Consider the following 15,725-nt stretch of genomic DNA (forward strand, 5'->3'; position numbering starts at 1 on the left):
CATGGCAGTCGTCACTATGCGCCAGCTCCTCGAGAGCGGCGTCCACTTCGGACACCAGACCCGCCGCTGGAACCCGAAGATGAAGCGCTTCATCTTCACCGAGCGCAACGGCATCTACATCGTCGACCTGATGCAGACGCTCACCTACATCGACAAGGCGTACGAGTTCGTCAAGCAGACGGTCTCGCACGGCGGCACGATCCTCTTCGTCGGCACCAAGAAGCAGGCGCAGGAGTCCATCCGCGAGCAGGCGACCCGCGTGGGCATGCCCTTCGTGAACCAGCGCTGGCTGGGCGGCATGCTCACCAACCTGCAGACGGTCTCCGCGCGCGTGAACCGCCTCAAGGAGCTCGAGCAGATCGACTTCGACGATGTGGCCTCCTCCGGCCGCACCAAGAAGGAGCTGCTGATGATGCGCCGCGAGAAGGACAAGCTGGAGAAGACCCTCGGCGGCATCCGCGACATGGCCCGCACCCCCTCGGCCGTGTGGATCGTGGACACCAACAAGGAGCACCTCGCCGTCGACGAGGCGCAGAAGCTCAACATCCCCGTCGTCGCGATCCTGGACACCAACTGCGATCCCGACGAGGTCACCTACCCGATCCCGGGCAACGACGACGCGATCCGCTCCGTCACCCTCCTGACCCGCGTGGTGGCCGACGCCGTCGCCGCGGGCCTGCAGGAGCGTCACCAGAAGAACACCCAGGGCGAGAAGAACGTCTCGGCCGTCGAGGCCGAGCCGCTGGCCGAGTGGGAGCAGGAGCTGCTCAAGCAGTCCGAGGTCCAGCAGTCCGACGCCCCGGCCGAGGAGACCCCCCTCCAGGCCGAGAGCGCCGAGGCCGTCGAGGGCGCGGAGTCCACCGAGGCCCCCGCCGAGGCGCCCCAGGACGCCGAGGCCGCCAAGGCCGAGTGATCATCGTTCCGGGGAGGCGGATCCGCCTCCCCGGAACTGTGACCAGCCCCGTCACCCATCGACATTCCCCACCATCCCTAGGGAGAGACATATGGCGAACTACACCGCTGCTGACATCAAGGAGATCCGCGAGGCCACCGGCGCCGGCATGCTCGACGTCAAGAAGGCGCTCGACGAGGCCGACGGCGACAAGGCGAAGGCCGTCGAGCTGATCCGCGTCAAGGGCCTCAAGGGCATCGCCAAGCGCGAGGGCCGCAGCGCCTCCGAGGGTCTCGTGGCCTTCGACGTGCGCGACGTCGAGGGCGGCCAGCAGGGCACCCTCGTCGAGCTGAACTCCGAGACCGACTTCGTCGCCAAGAACGACAAGTTCGTCGCCCTGGGCGACGAGGCCGTGGCCGCCGCCGTCGAGTCCGGCGCGACCGAGCCGGAGCAGCTCGCCGACACCCCCTTCGGCGAGGCGCTCACCAACGCGGGCGCCACCATGGGCGAGAAGATCCTGGTCCGCCGCATCGGCCGGGTGCAGGGCGAGGTCGTCACCGCCTACATGCACCGCACCAACAAGGACCTCCCCCCGCAGGTGGGCGTCCTCGTGGCCACCGACGCCGCCGGCGCCGAGGTGGCGCGCGACGTGGCGATGCACATCGCCGCGTACTCGCCGCTGTACCTCACCCGTGACGAGGTCCCGGCCGACCAGGTCGAGAACGAGCGTCGCATCGCCGAGGAGACCGCGAAGAACGAGGGCAAGCCCGAGAAGGCTCTGCCGAAGATCGTCGAGGGTCGCCTCAACGGCTTCTTCAAGGAGAACGTCCTGCTCGAGCAGGCCTTCGCCAAGGACGCCAAGCAGACCGTCGGCAAGGTCCTCGAGGCCGCCGGCGGCACCGTCACCGGATTCGTCCGCTTCCGCGTCGGCAACTGACCGACGCATCGCAGCACCCGAGCAGGGCGGTCGCGCCATCGGCCCGGAGAACCTCTCCCGGCCCGGCGTGATCGCCCTCTCCAACCCGCGCCCCCGCACTCTCGGTGCGGGGGCGCGCCGGTAGCATCACCGGTGACCCTCAGCGGAAGGACCCCCGAATGACCCAGACGTACACCTCCCCGATCCCCGTCCTCCCCAAGAAGGGCGACGGCCGGCGCGTGCTGCTCAAGCTCTCCGGAGAGGCGTTCGGCGGCGGGGCCGTGGGCGTGGATCCCGATGTCGTCTCCCGCGTCGCCGCGGAGATCGCCGAGGGCGTCGCCCAGGGGATCGAGTGCGCCATCGTCGTGGGCGGCGGGAACTTCTTCCGCGGCGCCGAGCTCTCCCAGCGCGGCATGGACCGCCGCCGCGCCGACTACATGGGCATGCTCGGCACCGTCATGAACTGCCTGGCCCTGCAGGACTTCCTCGAGCAGAAGGGGGTCTCCACCCGCGTGCAGACCGCCATCACCATGGGCCAGGTCGCCGAGCCCTACCTGCCGCTGCGGGCCGTGCGCCACCTCGAGAAGGGCCGCGTGGTCATCTTCGGCGCCGGCGCCGGCATGCCGTACTTCTCCACCGACACGGTGGCCGTGCAGCGCGCCCTGGAGATCGGCTGCGACGAGGTGCTGATGGCCAAGAACGGGGTGGACGGCGTGTACACCGCCGATCCCCGCTCGAACCCCGACGCCGAGAAGCTCGAGCACATCACCTACGACGAGGCCCTGAAGAAGGGGCTCAAGGTCGTCGACGCGACCGCCTTCAGCCTGTGCATGGACAACGCGCAGCAGATGATGGTGTTCGGCCTGGACGAGTCCGGCAACATCACCCGCGCCATGAAGGGCGACCGGATCGGCACCGTCGTCACCGGCAGCTGAGCCCCGGTGCCGGCCGCTGCGGCGACCGGCGCCCGACCGCCCCGCCCCGCCGAGGTCCCCGACCTGTGCGCCGCGGTGGGGGAGAATGTCCCGTGAGATCCGCTAGAACCAAGAGGAGCACATCGTGAGCGACGACGTCGCCGGCATCCTGAAGGACGCCGAAGCCAATATGACCAAGTCCGTCGAGGTGACCAAGGAGGACTTCTCCGCGATCCGCACCGGGCGGGCCAACGCGGCGATGTTCCAGGGCATCGAGGTCGAGTACTACGGCGCCCCGACCCCCCTGAACCAGCTCGCCTCGCTGCAGTTCCCCGAGGCCCGCACCGTGATCGTGACCCCGTACGACAAGACGGCGATGCCCGCCGTCGAGTCCGCGCTGCGCGAGTCCGATCTCGGCGTCAACCCGACCAACAACGGCGACAACCTCCGCGTGGTCCTGCCCGCCCTCACCGAGGAGCGGCGCAAGGAGTACGTCAAGCTCGCCAAGAACAAGGCCGAGGACGGCAAGGTCGCCGTGCGCGGCACGCGCGGCAACGCGAAGAAGGCCATCGAGAAGCTGGTCAAGGACAAGGAGATCGGCGAGGACGAGGGCACCCGCGCCGAGAAGGAGCTCGAGGTCCTCACCAAGAAGTACATCGAGCTGGTCGACGTCGCCCTCTCCGCGAAGGAGACGGAGCTGGCCACGGTCTGAGACCGAGCAGAGCCGGCCGCTCCCGTGACCTCCCCGACCCCGCCGCAGCCCGGCGGCCCGCAGACCGCCTCGGCACCCGCCGAGGCGGTCGTCGGCGTCCCCGGGCGCCCCGACCGTCACGGTGCGGGCACGGGCGGGATCCGGCACAGCGCGGTCCTCGCCCGCGCCCAGGAGGCCGATGCCCGCTCGCGCGTGCAGAAGGCCGCCGAGGCGCGCTCGGCCGGCGGGGACGGGGCGGAGAGCCACGGCGCCCGTCGGGGGCCGGGGCGCAACCTCCCGGCGGCGATCGGGGTCGGTCTCGGTCTCGGCGCGGTCGTCCTGGGCACGCTGTTCCTGCTGCCTGCGGCCCTTCCCGCGGTGGTGGCCGTCGGCATCGTGCTGGGGGTGCTCGAGCTGACCCGCGCCCTGGGCCAGGGCGGCCTGCAGGTCCCGGCGATGCCCGTCCTCGTCGGCGGCATCGGCATGGTCGTCTCGGCCGTCGTGTTCGGGGTGGACGGCCTGATCGTGGCGACCGCCGTCGCGATCTGCGTGCTCATCGTCTGGCGGGTCTCGGAGTCCCTCGGCCTGCCGGCGCTGCGCGACGTGTGCGCGGGCGTGCTCACGATCGCGTGGATCCCCTTCCTCGGCTGCTTCCTGCTGCTCCTGCACGACCGTCCCGCCGGCGCCTTCGCCGTGCTGCTGGCGATCGTCGTCCCCGTCGCCAACGATGTGGGGGGCTACGTCGCCGGCGTCCTGTTCGGGGCGCATCCGATGGCCCCGGGGATCAGCCCGAAGAAGAGCTGGGAGGGCTTCGCCGGCTCCCTCGTCATCGGCGTCGCGAGCGCCGTCGGCGTCATGGTCCTCGGGCTGGGGGCGCCCTGGTGGGCGGGGCTGATCCTCGGCGCCGTCATCGTGGTCGTCTCGACCTGCGGGGATCTCGCCGAGTCCCTCATCAAGCGCGACCTGGGCCTCAAGGACATGGGGCACCTGCTGCCCGGGCACGGCGGGGTCCTGGACCGCGTCGACTCCATCCTTCTCGCCGCCCCCTGCACCTACATCCTCCTGGAGATCCTGCTCCCATGAGCGCCACCGGTTCCGACCCCTCCCGCCGCCCCGTCGACCTGCCCGACCTCTCCCGGGAGGCCGTGCCGGGGGAGAAGGTCGCCCTGGCCCCCGGCCAGCTGCAGCTGCGGCCCACCCGCCGCGGCAAGGCCCCCTCGCACCTGGCCGACCTCACCCTCGCGGAGCGGCGCGCCGCCGTGGTGGAGATGGGCCTGCCCGCCTTCCGGGCCAACCAGCTGTCCAAGCACTACTTCGACCACGCGACGACCGATCCGGACGACCTCACGGACATCCCCAAGGATCTGCGCGCCACGCTCGTCGAGCGCTTCTTCCCGCCGCTGCTCGAGCTGGTCTCGATGCAGGCCGCCGACCACGGCGCCACGCAGAAGATGCTCTGGCGCCTGTTCGACGGATCCCTCGTGGAGTCGGTGCTCATGCGCTACACGGGCCGGGTCACGCTGTGCATCTCCTCGGAGGCCGGCTGCGGCATGAACTGCCCGTTCTGCGCGACCGGGCAGATGGGCCTGACCCGCAACCTCTCCGCCGCGGAGATCCTCGAGCAGGTCCGCATCGCCAACGCCAAGCTCGCGGCCGGGGAGGTCCCCGCCCAGGAGGGCGAGAACCCCGTCACCCGCGTGAGCAACATCGTCTTCATGGGCATGGGCGAGCCGCTGGCGAACTACCGCCCCGTGGCGACGGTCTGCAAGCGCCTGAACGCCCCCTCGCCGGAGGGCTTCGGGATGAGCGCGCGCAGCATCACCGTCTCCACCGTCGGCCTGGCCCCGGCGGTCCGCAAGCTCATCAAGGAGGAGATCCCGGTGACGCTCGCGGTCTCCCTCCACGCCCCGGACGACGCCCTGCGCGACGAGCTGGTGCCCATCAACACGCGCTTCGACGTGGACGAGATCCTCTCGGCCGCCCACGAGTACTTCCAGGCCACGGGCCGCCGGGTGAGCATCGAGTACGCGCTGATCCGCGACATCAACGACCAGGCCCATCGGGCGCAGCTGCTCGCGGACCGTCTCATCGCCAAGGGCGGCACCGGCTGGGTGCACGTGAACCCGATCCCGCTGAACCCCGTGAAGGGCTCGAAGTGGACGGCATCGGATCCCTTCGTCGAGAGGCGCTTCGTGGAGACCCTGCGCGCGGCCGGGATCCGCGCCACGATCCGCGACACCCGCGGCTCGGACATCGACGGCGCCTGCGGCCAGCTGGCCGCGGAGGTGCTCGAGTCCGACGCCCATCGCGCGGACCGCGAGGCGCGAGTCGCCCGGGTCGAGGCGATCGCGACCCAGGACTCGTGACCGCGGCCGCCGGCCCGGCCGCGCCCGCCCCGTCCGCGGAGCGGGGCGGCCTCCCAGGAGGACAGTCCCCGGATGGTTACAGTGGTACCCGTTCCGGCATCGAGGAAGGACCACAGGTGAGCACATCCTTCGAGCGCGTCTCGCGCTTCAGCGTGGGCTATGCGACGGCGGAGGTCGACGATTTCCTCTCGCGGGCCCGCAGCGCCTACGAGAGCAAGGACCCCTCGTTCGACGGCTCCGATGTCGCCACGGCGAGCTTCGGCACCGAGCGCGGCGGCTACGACATGCGCACCGTGGACGAGGCGCTGGACCGCCTCTCCGACGCGTTCGCGCTGCAGGCCCGCGACGAGGCGATCGCCCGCGAGGGCGAGGCCGCGTGGATCGCCCAGCTGACCGAGCGCGCCGAGGCCCTCAAGGAGCGTCTCGAGCGCCCGGCCGGGCAGCGCTTCGCCCCGGCCTCCGCGGGCGAGCCCTCCTACGACATGGCCGATGTCGACGCCCTCTGCGACCAGCTGATCGCCTACTTCACCGACGGGCTGCCGATGAGCGTGGACGACGTCCGCCGGGCGGCCTTCCGCCGCCGCAAGGGCCCGGTCGGCTACCAGGAGGCCGTGGTCGACGTGTACCTCGACCATGTCGCGGATGTGATGGCGTCCGTGCCGTGACCCGTGGACCCCGGGCGCCGCGGCCGCCCCGCCGGGCACCCCGCGCATGAGCGTCCTGCTGTTCGTCCTGGGCGTGCTGGCGATCGCCGTGGGGCTGGCGGTGTCCATCGCCCTGCACGAGCTCGGGCACCTGGTCCCCGCGAAGGCCTTCGGCGTGCGCGTGACCCAGTACATGATCGGCTTCGGCCCCACCGTGCTCGCGCGCCGGCGCGGCGAGACGGAGTACGGGATCAAGGCGCTGCCGCTGGGCGGCTACATCCGGATGATCGGCATGTACCCGCCGCGCCGCGACGACGCCCCGGGGACCATCCGCGAGCATTCCACCGGGTTCTTCCAGCAGATGTCCGCGGAGGCGAAGGACTGGGAGGCATCCCAGTACGGCCCGGAGGACGCGCACCGCACCTTCAGCGCACTCGCGGTGCCCAAGAAGCTCGTCGTCATGCTCGGCGGGCCCGCCATGAACCTGGTGCTGTCGGTGCTGATCCTGGGCGTGCTGGTGTGCGGCATCGGTCTGCCGGGCGTCACCCCGACGGTGAGCACCGTCTCGCAGTGCGTGCTGCCGGCCGATGCGCCGGAGGGCACCAGCTGCGAGGGCATGCCGCCGGCGCCCGCGGCCGCCGCGGGCATCGAGCCCGGGGACGTGCTGCTGAGCATCGATGGTCGGGACATCGACGGCTGGGGCGACGTGACGGCCTCGGTGCGGGCCGCCGGCGACCGCACCGTCGACGTCGTCGTCTCCCGGGACGGCGAGCAGCTGACCCTGCAGGCCACCCCGATCGTCGACGCCCGGCCGGTGCTGGACGCCGACGGCCGCGCCGTGCTCGACGCGGACGGCGAGCTCGTCACCGAGCAGGTGGGATTCCTGGGCGTCGCCGGCACCCCGGACCTGGTACGGCAGTCGCCCGCCCGGGTTCCGGGCATGGCCTGGGAGGCGTTCACCGGCACCGCCCGGATCGTCATCAGCCTCCCGGTGCGCCTGTGGGAGGTGGGGCAGGCCGCCTTCGGCACCCAGGAGCGCGACCCGAACGGTCCCATCGGCGTGGTGGGCGTGTCCCGCCTCGCGGGGGAGGTCGCCGCCGCCGAGCAGCCCGGCTTCGAGCTGCGGGAGAAGATCGCGACCCTGCTGTCGATGCTCGCCTCGTTGAACATGGCCCTGTTCGTCTTCAACCTGATCCCCCTGATGCCGCTGGACGGCGGCCATGTCCTCGGCGCCCTCGTCGAAGGGGTGCGGCGCGCGTGGGCCCGTCTGCGCGGGCGCCCCGACCCGGGGCCGGTGGACATGTCGCGGCTGCTGCCGCTGACCTATGCGGTCGCCTCGGTGTTCCTGGTGATGACGGTGCTGCTGCTGTATGCGGACATCGTCAAGCCCATCACCCTCTTCCCCTGACTGCACCCCGCCGGCGCGGCCCGCGGCATGCGCCGCCGTGCCCGGGAGCACGGCGCTCCCCGGACCGTCCCCGATGAGCCGATCGGTGCCACATAATGGGGCGATGACCGCAACCGGCCCTGCGCCCCGGCCGGGCCGTGCGCCCGCCGTGGCCGCGCCCCGCCTCGTGCCCCACGGCGCCGTGCACCGCCGTGCGGGCACGGAGCACGGTGGCTGAGGCGCGCATGTTCCGACGGTCCGAGGCACGGGTGCGACCCGTGCGGCACGACGGCGAGGCCGCGGCGCTGCGCCACGCCCTGCGGGATCCGCTGGTGAACGCCCTGCCCGGGGCGCGGCTGATGGAGCTGCGCGGCACGGCGAGCCTGGCGCACGAGTTCAGCCGGACCGGTCCCGAGGACGCCCCGACCGGGCTGCTGTGGAACGGCGTGAACCTCTCGCCGATGGCGCAGGACGACGCGGTCCTGGACGACCTCGCCGCCTCCGTCGCGACCGGGAGGCGCCGGGCGAGCTCGGTGGTGGGGGAGCGGCGCGCCGTCGAACGGGTCTGGCGCACCCTGGCCCCGCGCTGGGGGCCGATGGTGCGCGAGTACCGGTGGAGCCAGCCGCTGCTGGTGGCGACCGAGGCCCCGGGAGCGCTGCCGGGCGACGGCGGGCTCGCCGTGCGCCCCGCCCGGCCCGAGGACGCCGAGGAGGTGTACCACCACGCCGTGGCGATGTTCCGCGAGGAGGTCGGCACGGATCCCACCGCCTTCGACGGCGGCCGGGCCTACTGGGCGCGCGTGCGCGCGCTCGTCGGCGCGGGGCGCACCTACATCGTCGAGCGCGACGGCGAGATCTGCTTCAAGGCCGACGTCGGGGCGATCTTCGGCCCTGTCGCCCAGATCCACGGGGTGTGGGTGCCGCCGCCGCTGCGCGGCCAGGGCATCGCGCGGCGGGCCATGCGGGAGATGGTCGAGCTGGTCCGCCGGGACCACGCCCCGCAGGTCTCGCTGTACGTCAACGACTTCAACGATCCGGCGCGCCGCGCCTATGCCGCCGCCGGCTTCACCCAGGCCGGCGAGCTCGCCACGATCCTGTTCTGAGCGCCCGGAGGCCACCGGGCTCCCGGTGCTCCCTCGCGAACAGGACGAGGCGGGGGCGTCCACCGCCTGGTGGATGCCCCCGCCCCGTCCGGCCGGCGTGCCGGGATCTCCGCGGGATCAGGCGTCGACGACGACCGCCATCACCGCGGGCTCGCGGCGGTAGGTGCGGCGCAGGTAGGAGCTGACCGCCTCGACGATGATCTTCTCCAGGGCGCCGATGTCGTCGACCTGGTCCGGGGTGGCGTGCTTGAGCGCCTTCGACACGGCGACCGAGGCGCCGTCGAAGGTGTGGTCGTCGTGCACGAAGCCCTTGGTGAGGAACTCCAGCGGCTCGGCGGGCTGGTTCGTCTTGGGGTCCAGCAGGGCCACCACGGTGACGACGCCGCCGTCGCCGAGCAGCCGGCGCTCGGCGAGGGTGTCCTCGGTGGCGGTGCCGATCGTCTGCCCGTCGACGTAGACCAGCCCGGCCGGGACCTTCCCCGAGACGCGGGCGCGGCCCTTGACGAGGTCGACGGTGACGCCGTCGGAGACCACCACGACGTTCTCCGCCGGCACGCCGGTGCGCCGCGCGAGCTCGGCGTTGGCATGGAGGTGCTTGGACTCGCCGTGCACCGGCATGACGTTCTTGGGGCGCACGATGTTGTAGCAGTAGACGAGCTCGCCGGCGCTGGCATGGCCGGAGACGTGGACCTTGGCGTTGCCCTTGTGGACGATGTTCGCGCCGAGGTCGATGAGCTTGTTGATGATCCCGTAGATGGCGTTCTCGTTGCCGGGGATCAGCGAGCTGGCCAGCAGCACGGTGTCGCCCTCGCCGACCTGGATCTGGTGGTCGCCGTTGGCCATGCGGGCCAGCGCGGCCATCGGCTCGCCCTGCGACCCGGTGCAGATCAGGGTGATCTTGTGGTCGGGCATCGACTGGATCTTGCGGAAGTCGACGACCAGGCCCTTGGGGATGTTCAGGTAGCCCAGGTCGCGGGCGATCCCCATGTTGCGCACCATCGACCGGCCGACGAAGGCGACCTTGCGGCCGTTGGCGTGGGCGGCGTCGAGCACCTGCTGGATGCGGTGCACGTGGCTGGCGAAGCTCGAGACGATGATCCGGCGCGGGGAGGAGGCGAAGACCTTGTCGATCGCGGGGGTGAGGTCCCGCTCGGACATGGTGAACCCCGGGACCTCGGCGTTGGTGGAGTCGGTGAGGAAGAGGTCGACGCCCTCCTCGCCGAGGCGGGCGAAGGCGCGCAGGTCGGTGATCCGGTCGTCCAGGGGGAACTGGTCCATCTTGAAGTCGCCGGTGTGCAGCACCAGGCCCGCGCGGGTGCGGATCGCCACCGCGAGGCCGTCGGGGATGGAGTGGTTGACCGCGACGAACTCGAGGTCGAAGCCTCCGGCCGTGCGGCGCTCCCCGGCGGCGACCTGGATGGTCTTGGGGGTGATGCGGAACTCCTTGAGCTTCGCGGTGATGAACGCCAGCGTGAGCTCGGAGCCGATGATCGGGATGTCGGCCCGCTCCTTGAGCAGGTACGGAACGCCGCCGATGTGGTCCTCGTGCCCGTGGGTGAGGACGATGGCGTCGATGTCGTCGAGGCGGTCGCGCAGCGAGGTGAAGTCGGGCAGGATCACGTCGATGCCCGGCTGGTGCTCCTCGGGGAAGAGCACGCCGCAGTCCACGATGAGCAGCCGGCCGGCGTGCTCGAACACGGTCATGTTCCGGCCGACCTCGCCGAGGCCGCCCAGGGCGGTGATGCGCATCCCTCCCTTGGGCAGGCGCGGGGGTGCGGTGAGGTGACGATGGCCGAGGGGCATGGAGGACTCTCTCTCGAAAGGGGGGACTGCGGTCGAAGTTCGGTGCTCGCGCGCTCACGTGGGCGCAGCGAGGTACACCGTCACGGTACGGCACGGCGGGCGCCGGGCCGGGGTCCCGGATCCCCGGATCCGATGCACGTCACTCCTGGCCGGTCGGGGGCGGCCGGTTCCGCGGCGATCCGGGTGCCCGGCCCTGTCCGTGAGGGGGTCGCCGCTCTACTACGATGACGTCACCCGTCATCGTGAAAGGCCCGCCCATGATCCGCATGTCCTCGTCGTTCATCCGCACCCTGCGTGAGGATCCGTCCGACGCCGAGGTCGCCAGCCACAAGCTGCTCGTGCGCGCCGGCTATATCCGCCGCAGCGCCGCCGGCGTCTACACGTGGCTGCCGCTGGGTCTGAAGGTGCTGCGCAAGGTCGAGCAGATCGTGCGCGAGGAGATGGACGCCGCCGGCGGCCAGGAGGTGCTGTTCTCGGCGCTGCAGCCGCGCGCGCCCTACGAGGCGACCGGCCGCTGGGAGGAGTACGGCCCGCTGCTGTTCCGCCTCCAGGACCGGCGCGGCGAGGACTACCTGCTCGCGCCCACCCACGAGGAGATGTTCGCGCTCACGGTCAAGGACCTGTTCAACTCCTACAAGGACCTGCCGACCACGCTGTACCAGATCCAGACGAAGTACCGCGACGAGGCCCGTCCCCGCGCCGGTCTGCTGCGGGTGCGCGAGTTCGTCATGAAGGACGCCTACTCCTTCGACATCTCCGACCAGGGGCTGGAGGCGTCCTACGCCGCCCAGCGCGCCGCCTACCAGCGGATCTTCGCGCGCCTGGGGCTGGAGACGGTGATCTGCCAGGCCGATGCGGGCGCCATGGGCGGCTCCCGTTCCGAGGAGTTCCTGCACCCGACCCCCGTCGGCGAGGACACCTTCGTGGTCTCCGACGGCGGGTACGCCGCCAACGTCGAGGCCGTCACCACGCTGCCTCCGGCCTCGCTGTCGGCGGAGGAGATCGCCGCGCTGCCGGCCGCCCATGTCGAGCAGACGCCGGGCGCCAGCACGATCGCCGCCCTCACGGACTTCTCCAACCAGGCGTTCCCGGGGCAGGGGCCGGTCGCGCCCTCGGGGGAGTGGACCCGCTACGAGATGCTCAAGCACCTCGTCTACATGCTCACCATGCCCGACGGCTCCACCGAGCCGCTGGTCATCGCCCTGCCCGGCGACCGCGAGGTCGACCCCAAGCGACTGGAGTCCTCGCTGGCCCCGGCGATCGCCGCGCCCTTCACCGACGAGGACTTCGCCCGCTACCCGGTGCTGGCCAAGGGATTCATCGGCCCGGAGGGCCTCGGCCTCGACGCGCCCTCGAAGATCCGGTACCTGGTGGATCCGCGGGTCGTGCCCGGCAGCCGCTGGGTCGCGGGCGCCGGCGAGGCGGACAAGCACGTCTACGACCTGGTGTACGGCCGCGACTTCACCGCCGACGGCACCATCGAGGCCGCCGAGGTGCGCGACGGCGACCCGGCCCCCGACGGCTCCGGCCCGCTGCGCAAGACCCGCGGCATGGAGATGGGGCACATCTTCCAGCTGGGCCGCAAGTACGCCGAGGCGCTGGATCTGAAGGTCCTCGACGAGAACGGCAAGCAGGCCACGGTCACCATGGGCTCCTACGGGATCGGCGTCACCCGCGCGGTGGCGGCCCTGGCCGAGACCCACCACGACGAGAAGGGCCTCGCCTGGCCGCGCGCCGTGGCCCCGGCCGATGTCCACGTCCTCGCCACCGGGAAGGACGCCGCCGTCTTCGAGGAGGCCGAGAGGATCGCCCTCGCCCTCGAGGCCGCCGGGCTCACGGTCCTCTACGACGACCGCCCCAAGGTGTCCCCGGGCGTGAAGTTCAAGGACGCCGAGCTGCTGGGCATCCCCACCTCCGTGGTCGTGGGGCGGGGGCTGGCCGAGGGCACGGTCGAGCTGCGCGACCGCGCCGGCGGCACCTCGCGGAACGTGGCGCTGTCCGAGGTCGTCGAGGAGACCCTCGCGGAGGTCCGCGCCTAGTCCTCGTCGAAGGAGGGCAGCGCCTCGAGCCGGCCGACGTGCGGGGCGAGCGCCGCCGCCTCGGTCAGCGCGACCACGATCGGCAGCGGTCGCTGCGCGAAGGGGGCGGCGCCCACCAGGGCGAGGTACGTGGTCAGGAGATCGTGCGACGCCTGGGACGGCCAGGCGTCGATGCCTGCGGCGGACCCGAAGGAGCTCGGCAGCGGGTAGACGGCCTGGCGCACCGGCACCGGGGCCCCGGCCTCGACGGCGATCGCGGCGAGCTGCTCGGCCCGCGAGCGGTGCAGGTCGCGGGCGGCCAGGTGCGCCTCGCGGGTGCTTCCCCCGCTGCGTGCGGCCAGCACCTCGTACACGTAGCCGACGTACCACTCGTCCGTCTGCGCGGTCTCGAGGGTGCCGTGGAAGTCGACCTGGGCGCCGACCGAGGGGGGATCGGTCTCGGGCACCTCGCGGGTCGGGACCACGTCCTCGGGTGCGGGCAGAGGGGTCAGGGCCGATGCCGCCTGCGGCAGCAGCGCCACCAGCCGGGCCGTCGCCCAGGCCGTCCATGCCCCGATCGCGGTGACGGGCCGCGACAGCGAGCCCGAGACCTGCCGAGCCGCCTGCACGCACAGATCCCGCAGGGCGACCAGGGAGGCGACCAGGGCGACCGCGTCGACCGTCGCCCCGCCGCCGTCGGAGGCCATGGCGGTGGGGGCCGCGACGGTGGGGGACTCCGCGCCCCCGGACGCCGCCGCAGAGGTCTCGTCCTCGGCCTCGGCGCCGGTCAGCAGCGCCCCGCGCTGCTCCTGCAGGGCGCCCACGAGGAGGTCGGGCAGCTCGGCCTGGGCCGCGCGCACGTCGCTCGCGGAGCCGGCCAGCGCGATCGCCTGCGCGAGGGCGTCGAGCAGATCGACCCGGTACAGGTCGTCGATCCCCGGGGGCGGCGGCGTGTAGGCGTCCGGCTGCCCCAGGCGCACCGGGAGCCGGGCGCAGCCCGTGGCGAGGCCCAGGCTCCCGACGCCCGCCGCGAGCAGCAGGGACCGGCGGGCCGTGACGGGGGAGCTCGGGTGCGGACGGGAGCGGCGGGCGGCACGGGTCACGGTGCTGATTCTCGCATCCGGTCCTGACCGGCCCGCCTCGGGGCGCGAGCGCGGCCGCTCGCGATAGGCTGGACCACGCATCCGCTGCGCTTCCGGCGCGCCGGGAGCCGCCGCAGGGGCGCATGACAAATCAAGACGAGGAGAGCTCCGCATGACCGATGAGCACATGCCCGCCGCGCTGGACGGACCGATCTCCTCGATCCTCGCCCGGCACGAGCTCGTGCTCGAGGAGCTGAGCCTGCGCACGCGCGGCGGCACCACCGAGATCCGCGTCGTCGTGGACCTGCCCGAGGATCGGATCGGCAGCGCCGACCTCGACACCGTCGCGGACGCCTCCCGGGAGATCTCCGCGCTGCTGGACGAGGACGAGTCCCTCATCGGCCCCGGCCCGTCCGTGCTGGAGGTCACCACCCCCGGCGCGGAGCGCGTGCTGAGCGAGCCCCGGCACTTCCGCCGCGCCCGGACCCGCCTCGTGCGCCTGGTGCGCACCGACGGCACCGAGCTGCTGGCCCGCCTGGAGGACGTCGACGGCGATGTCCTGCGCCTGCGCCCGCAGCGCCCCCTGGACTCCCGCGGCCGGCCGCAGCGCCTCCCCGCCGGCACCCCGGAGGTCCTGGACCTGCCGATCGCGGACGTCGAGAGCGCCCGCGTCGAGATCGAGTTCTCCGCCCCTCCGGGCGACGCGCACGGCGCGACGAGCACCGACACCCCTACGAAGGAGCGCTGACATGGACATCGATATGGGCGCACTGCGCGCGCTGGAGCGCGAGCGGGACATCAGCCTGCCCGTGCTGCTGGACGCGATCCGCCGGGCGCTGCACGCCGCCTACCTGCACACGGACCATCCGGTGAAGGACTCCGAGGTCGTCATCGACGAGAAGACCGGCGCGGTCTCGGTGCTCGCCCGCGAGCTCGACGGCGAGGGCAACATCGTCGAGGAGTGGGACGACACCCCCGAGAACTTCGGCCGGGTGGCCGCGTCCACCGCGCGGCAGGTCATCTTCCAGCGCATCCGCGAGCTCGAGGACGAGGCGGTGCTGGGCGAGTACGCCGACCGCACCGAGGACATCGTCTCCGGCGTGATCCAGCAGGGCCGCGACCCGCGCATGGTCCTGGTGGACCTCGGCGGCGTCGAGGCGGTGCTGCCCCCGCACGAGCGCGTGCCGGGGGAGGACTACTCCCACGGCCGCCGGATCCGCGCCTACGTCGTGGAGGCCCGCCGCGGCATGAAGGGCCCCCAGATCACGCTCTCGCGCTCGCACCCGAACCTGGTGCGGCGCCTGTTCGCGCTCGAGGTCCCCGAGGTCGCCGACGGCTCGGTCGAGATCGCCGGCCTGGCGCGCGAGGCCGGCCACCGCACGAAGATCGCCGTGCGGGCGACGATCCCCGGGCTGAACGCCAAGGGCGCCTGCATCGGGCCGATGGGCGCGCGCGTGCGTGCGGTCATGAACGAGCTCGGCGGCGAGAAGATCGACATCGTCGACTTCGACGAGGACCCGGCGAGCTATGTCGCCCATGCCCTCTCGCCCTCGCGGGTGACCAGCGTCGTGGTCATCGACGAGGTCGGCCGCGCCGTCCGCGCGACGGTCCCGGAGAACCAGTTCTCCCTCGCGATCGGCAAGGAGGGGCAGAACGCGCGCCTCGCGGCCAAGCTCACGGGCTGGAAGATCGACATCCGTCCCGAGGGGGCGGGGGAGGACAGCGCCCATGTCGCCGTCGCGCCGGCGCCCGCCCCGGAGGATCCGCCCTCCTGAGCCGCCGGCCGCGGGGAGGCCGGGCGGTGCGATGTGGCCCACGCCTCCCCGGCCCGCCGGTCCCGGACGCCGTCCGCTACACTGGGGAGGCTGTTCACGCCTCATCGGCCGGCTCGCCTCGCGGGCCGGGCAGG

The 15,725-nt window shown here is 72.5% G+C and carries 14 protein-coding genes; 12 read left to right on the forward strand and 2 right to left on the reverse strand.

Going from position 1 to position 15,725, the window contains the following annotated elements:
• Window position 1: 1 nt before the first annotated feature.
• The 9 genes from rpsB (at window position 2) to ABD234_RS05680 (ending at window position 8,913) form a co-directional block, all read left to right on the forward strand.
• Window positions 2–913: a 30S ribosomal protein S2 gene (gene rpsB / locus ABD234_RS05640; protein WP_344354560.1), complete on the forward strand. Its 912-nt coding sequence runs from the start codon at window positions 2–4 to the stop codon at window positions 911–913.
• Window positions 914–1,004: 91 nt separating this feature from the next.
• Window positions 1,005–1,829: a translation elongation factor Ts gene (gene tsf, locus ABD234_RS05645; RefSeq protein WP_038372445.1), complete on the forward strand. Its 825-nt coding sequence runs from the start codon at window positions 1,005–1,007 to the stop codon at window positions 1,827–1,829.
• 158 nt (window positions 1,830–1,987) lie between these two features.
• Window positions 1,988–2,743: a UMP kinase gene (gene pyrH, locus ABD234_RS05650; RefSeq protein WP_038372447.1), complete on the forward strand. Its 756-nt coding sequence runs from the start codon at window positions 1,988–1,990 to the stop codon at window positions 2,741–2,743.
• 124 nt (window positions 2,744–2,867) lie between these two features.
• Window positions 2,868–3,434 (forward strand): ribosome recycling factor, encoded by a 567-nt coding sequence (gene frr / locus ABD234_RS05655; RefSeq protein WP_344354563.1) that lies wholly within the window; start codon window positions 2,868–2,870, stop codon window positions 3,432–3,434.
• A 24-nt stretch (window positions 3,435–3,458) separates the two neighbouring features.
• Window positions 3,459–4,496, forward strand: coding sequence for a phosphatidate cytidylyltransferase (locus tag ABD234_RS05660; RefSeq protein ID WP_344354565.1), 1,038 nt, complete (start codon window positions 3,459–3,461; stop codon window positions 4,494–4,496).
• On the forward strand, window positions 4,493–5,779 hold the full coding sequence (gene rlmN, locus ABD234_RS05665; protein ID WP_344354567.1) for a dual-specificity RNA methyltransferase RlmN: 1,287 nt from the start codon (window positions 4,493–4,495) through the stop codon (window positions 5,777–5,779). Before ABD234_RS05660 ends, rlmN begins: the two co-directional genes overlap by 4 nt.
• Window positions 5,780–5,895: 116 nt before the next feature.
• Window positions 5,896–6,444: a DivIVA domain-containing protein gene (locus tag ABD234_RS05670; protein WP_038372450.1), complete on the forward strand. Its 549-nt coding sequence runs from the start codon at window positions 5,896–5,898 to the stop codon at window positions 6,442–6,444.
• 46 nt (window positions 6,445–6,490) lie between these two features.
• Window positions 6,491–7,831: a M50 family metallopeptidase gene (locus tag ABD234_RS05675; protein WP_344354569.1), complete on the forward strand. Its 1,341-nt coding sequence runs from the start codon at window positions 6,491–6,493 to the stop codon at window positions 7,829–7,831.
• 224 nt (window positions 7,832–8,055) lie between these two features.
• Window positions 8,056–8,913 (forward strand): GNAT family N-acetyltransferase, encoded by an 858-nt coding sequence (locus tag ABD234_RS05680; RefSeq protein ID WP_038372453.1) that lies wholly within the window; start codon window positions 8,056–8,058, stop codon window positions 8,911–8,913.
• A 117-nt stretch (window positions 8,914–9,030) separates the two neighbouring features.
• On the opposite strand, the gene ABD234_RS05685 is transcribed toward ABD234_RS05680, so the two are convergent.
• Complete coding sequence (locus ABD234_RS05685; RefSeq protein WP_232226321.1) at window positions 9,031–10,662, reverse strand: ribonuclease J; 1,632 nt, start codon at window positions 10,660–10,662, stop codon at window positions 9,031–9,033.
• 311 nt (window positions 10,663–10,973) lie between these two features.
• On the opposite strand from ABD234_RS05685, the gene ABD234_RS05690 reads away from it, so the two are divergent.
• Window positions 10,974–12,755, forward strand: a complete 1,782-nt coding sequence (locus tag ABD234_RS05690; RefSeq protein ID WP_344354573.1) for a proline--tRNA ligase — start codon at window positions 10,974–10,976, stop codon at window positions 12,753–12,755.
• Here the strand turns inward: ABD234_RS05690 and ABD234_RS05695 are convergent.
• Entirely contained in the window at window positions 12,752–13,837 is a 1,086-nt protein-coding gene (locus tag ABD234_RS05695; RefSeq protein WP_051486826.1) for a DUF4439 domain-containing protein, read from the reverse strand. The genes ABD234_RS05690 and ABD234_RS05695 overlap by 4 nt on opposite strands.
• Window positions 13,838–13,988: 151 nt before the next feature.
• Here ABD234_RS05695 and ABD234_RS05700 point away from each other — a divergent pair, with 151 nt between their 5' ends.
• Window positions 13,989–14,564 (forward strand): ribosome maturation factor RimP, encoded by a 576-nt coding sequence (locus ABD234_RS05700; protein WP_051486827.1) that lies wholly within the window; start codon window positions 13,989–13,991, stop codon window positions 14,562–14,564.
• Between the two features lies 1 nt (window position 14,565).
• Complete coding sequence (gene nusA, locus ABD234_RS05705; protein WP_344354576.1) at window positions 14,566–15,591, forward strand: transcription termination factor NusA; 1,026 nt, start codon at window positions 14,566–14,568, stop codon at window positions 15,589–15,591.
• Window positions 15,592–15,725 lie beyond the last annotated feature (134 nt).

Origin of the sequence: Brachybacterium phenoliresistens (assembly GCF_039530785.1) — a bacterium.
Lineage (GTDB): Bacteria > Actinomycetota > Actinomycetes > Actinomycetales > Dermabacteraceae > Brachybacterium > Brachybacterium phenoliresistens.

What these genes read in the sequence shown, in the direction of transcription:
- rpsB (WP_344354560.1), top strand. Translation starts at nt 2, where the DNA reads ATGGCAGTCGTCACTATGCGCCAGCTCCTCGAGAGCGGCGTCCACTTC.
- tsf (WP_038372445.1), top strand. Translation starts at nt 1,005, where the DNA reads ATGGCGAACTACACCGCTGCTGACATCAAGGAGATCCGCGAGGCCACC.
- pyrH (WP_038372447.1), top strand. Translation starts at nt 1,988, where the DNA reads ATGACCCAGACGTACACCTCCCCGATCCCCGTCCTCCCCAAGAAGGGC.
- rlmN (WP_344354567.1), top strand. Translation starts at nt 4,493, where the DNA reads ATGAGCGCCACCGGTTCCGACCCCTCCCGCCGCCCCGTCGACCTGCCC.
- ABD234_RS05675 (WP_344354569.1), top strand. Translation starts at nt 6,491, where the DNA reads ATGAGCGTCCTGCTGTTCGTCCTGGGCGTGCTGGCGATCGCCGTGGGG.
- ABD234_RS05680 (WP_038372453.1), top strand. Translation starts at nt 8,056, where the DNA reads ATGTTCCGACGGTCCGAGGCACGGGTGCGACCCGTGCGGCACGACGGC.
- ABD234_RS05685 (WP_232226321.1), bottom strand. Translation starts at nt 10,662, where the DNA reads ATGCGCATCACCGCCCTGGGCGGCCTCGGCGAGGTCGGCCGGAACATG.
- ABD234_RS05690 (WP_344354573.1), top strand. Translation starts at nt 10,974, where the DNA reads ATGATCCGCATGTCCTCGTCGTTCATCCGCACCCTGCGTGAGGATCCG.
- ABD234_RS05700 (WP_051486827.1), top strand. Translation starts at nt 13,989, where the DNA reads ATGACCGATGAGCACATGCCCGCCGCGCTGGACGGACCGATCTCCTCG.
- nusA (WP_344354576.1), top strand. Translation starts at nt 14,566, where the DNA reads ATGGACATCGATATGGGCGCACTGCGCGCGCTGGAGCGCGAGCGGGAC.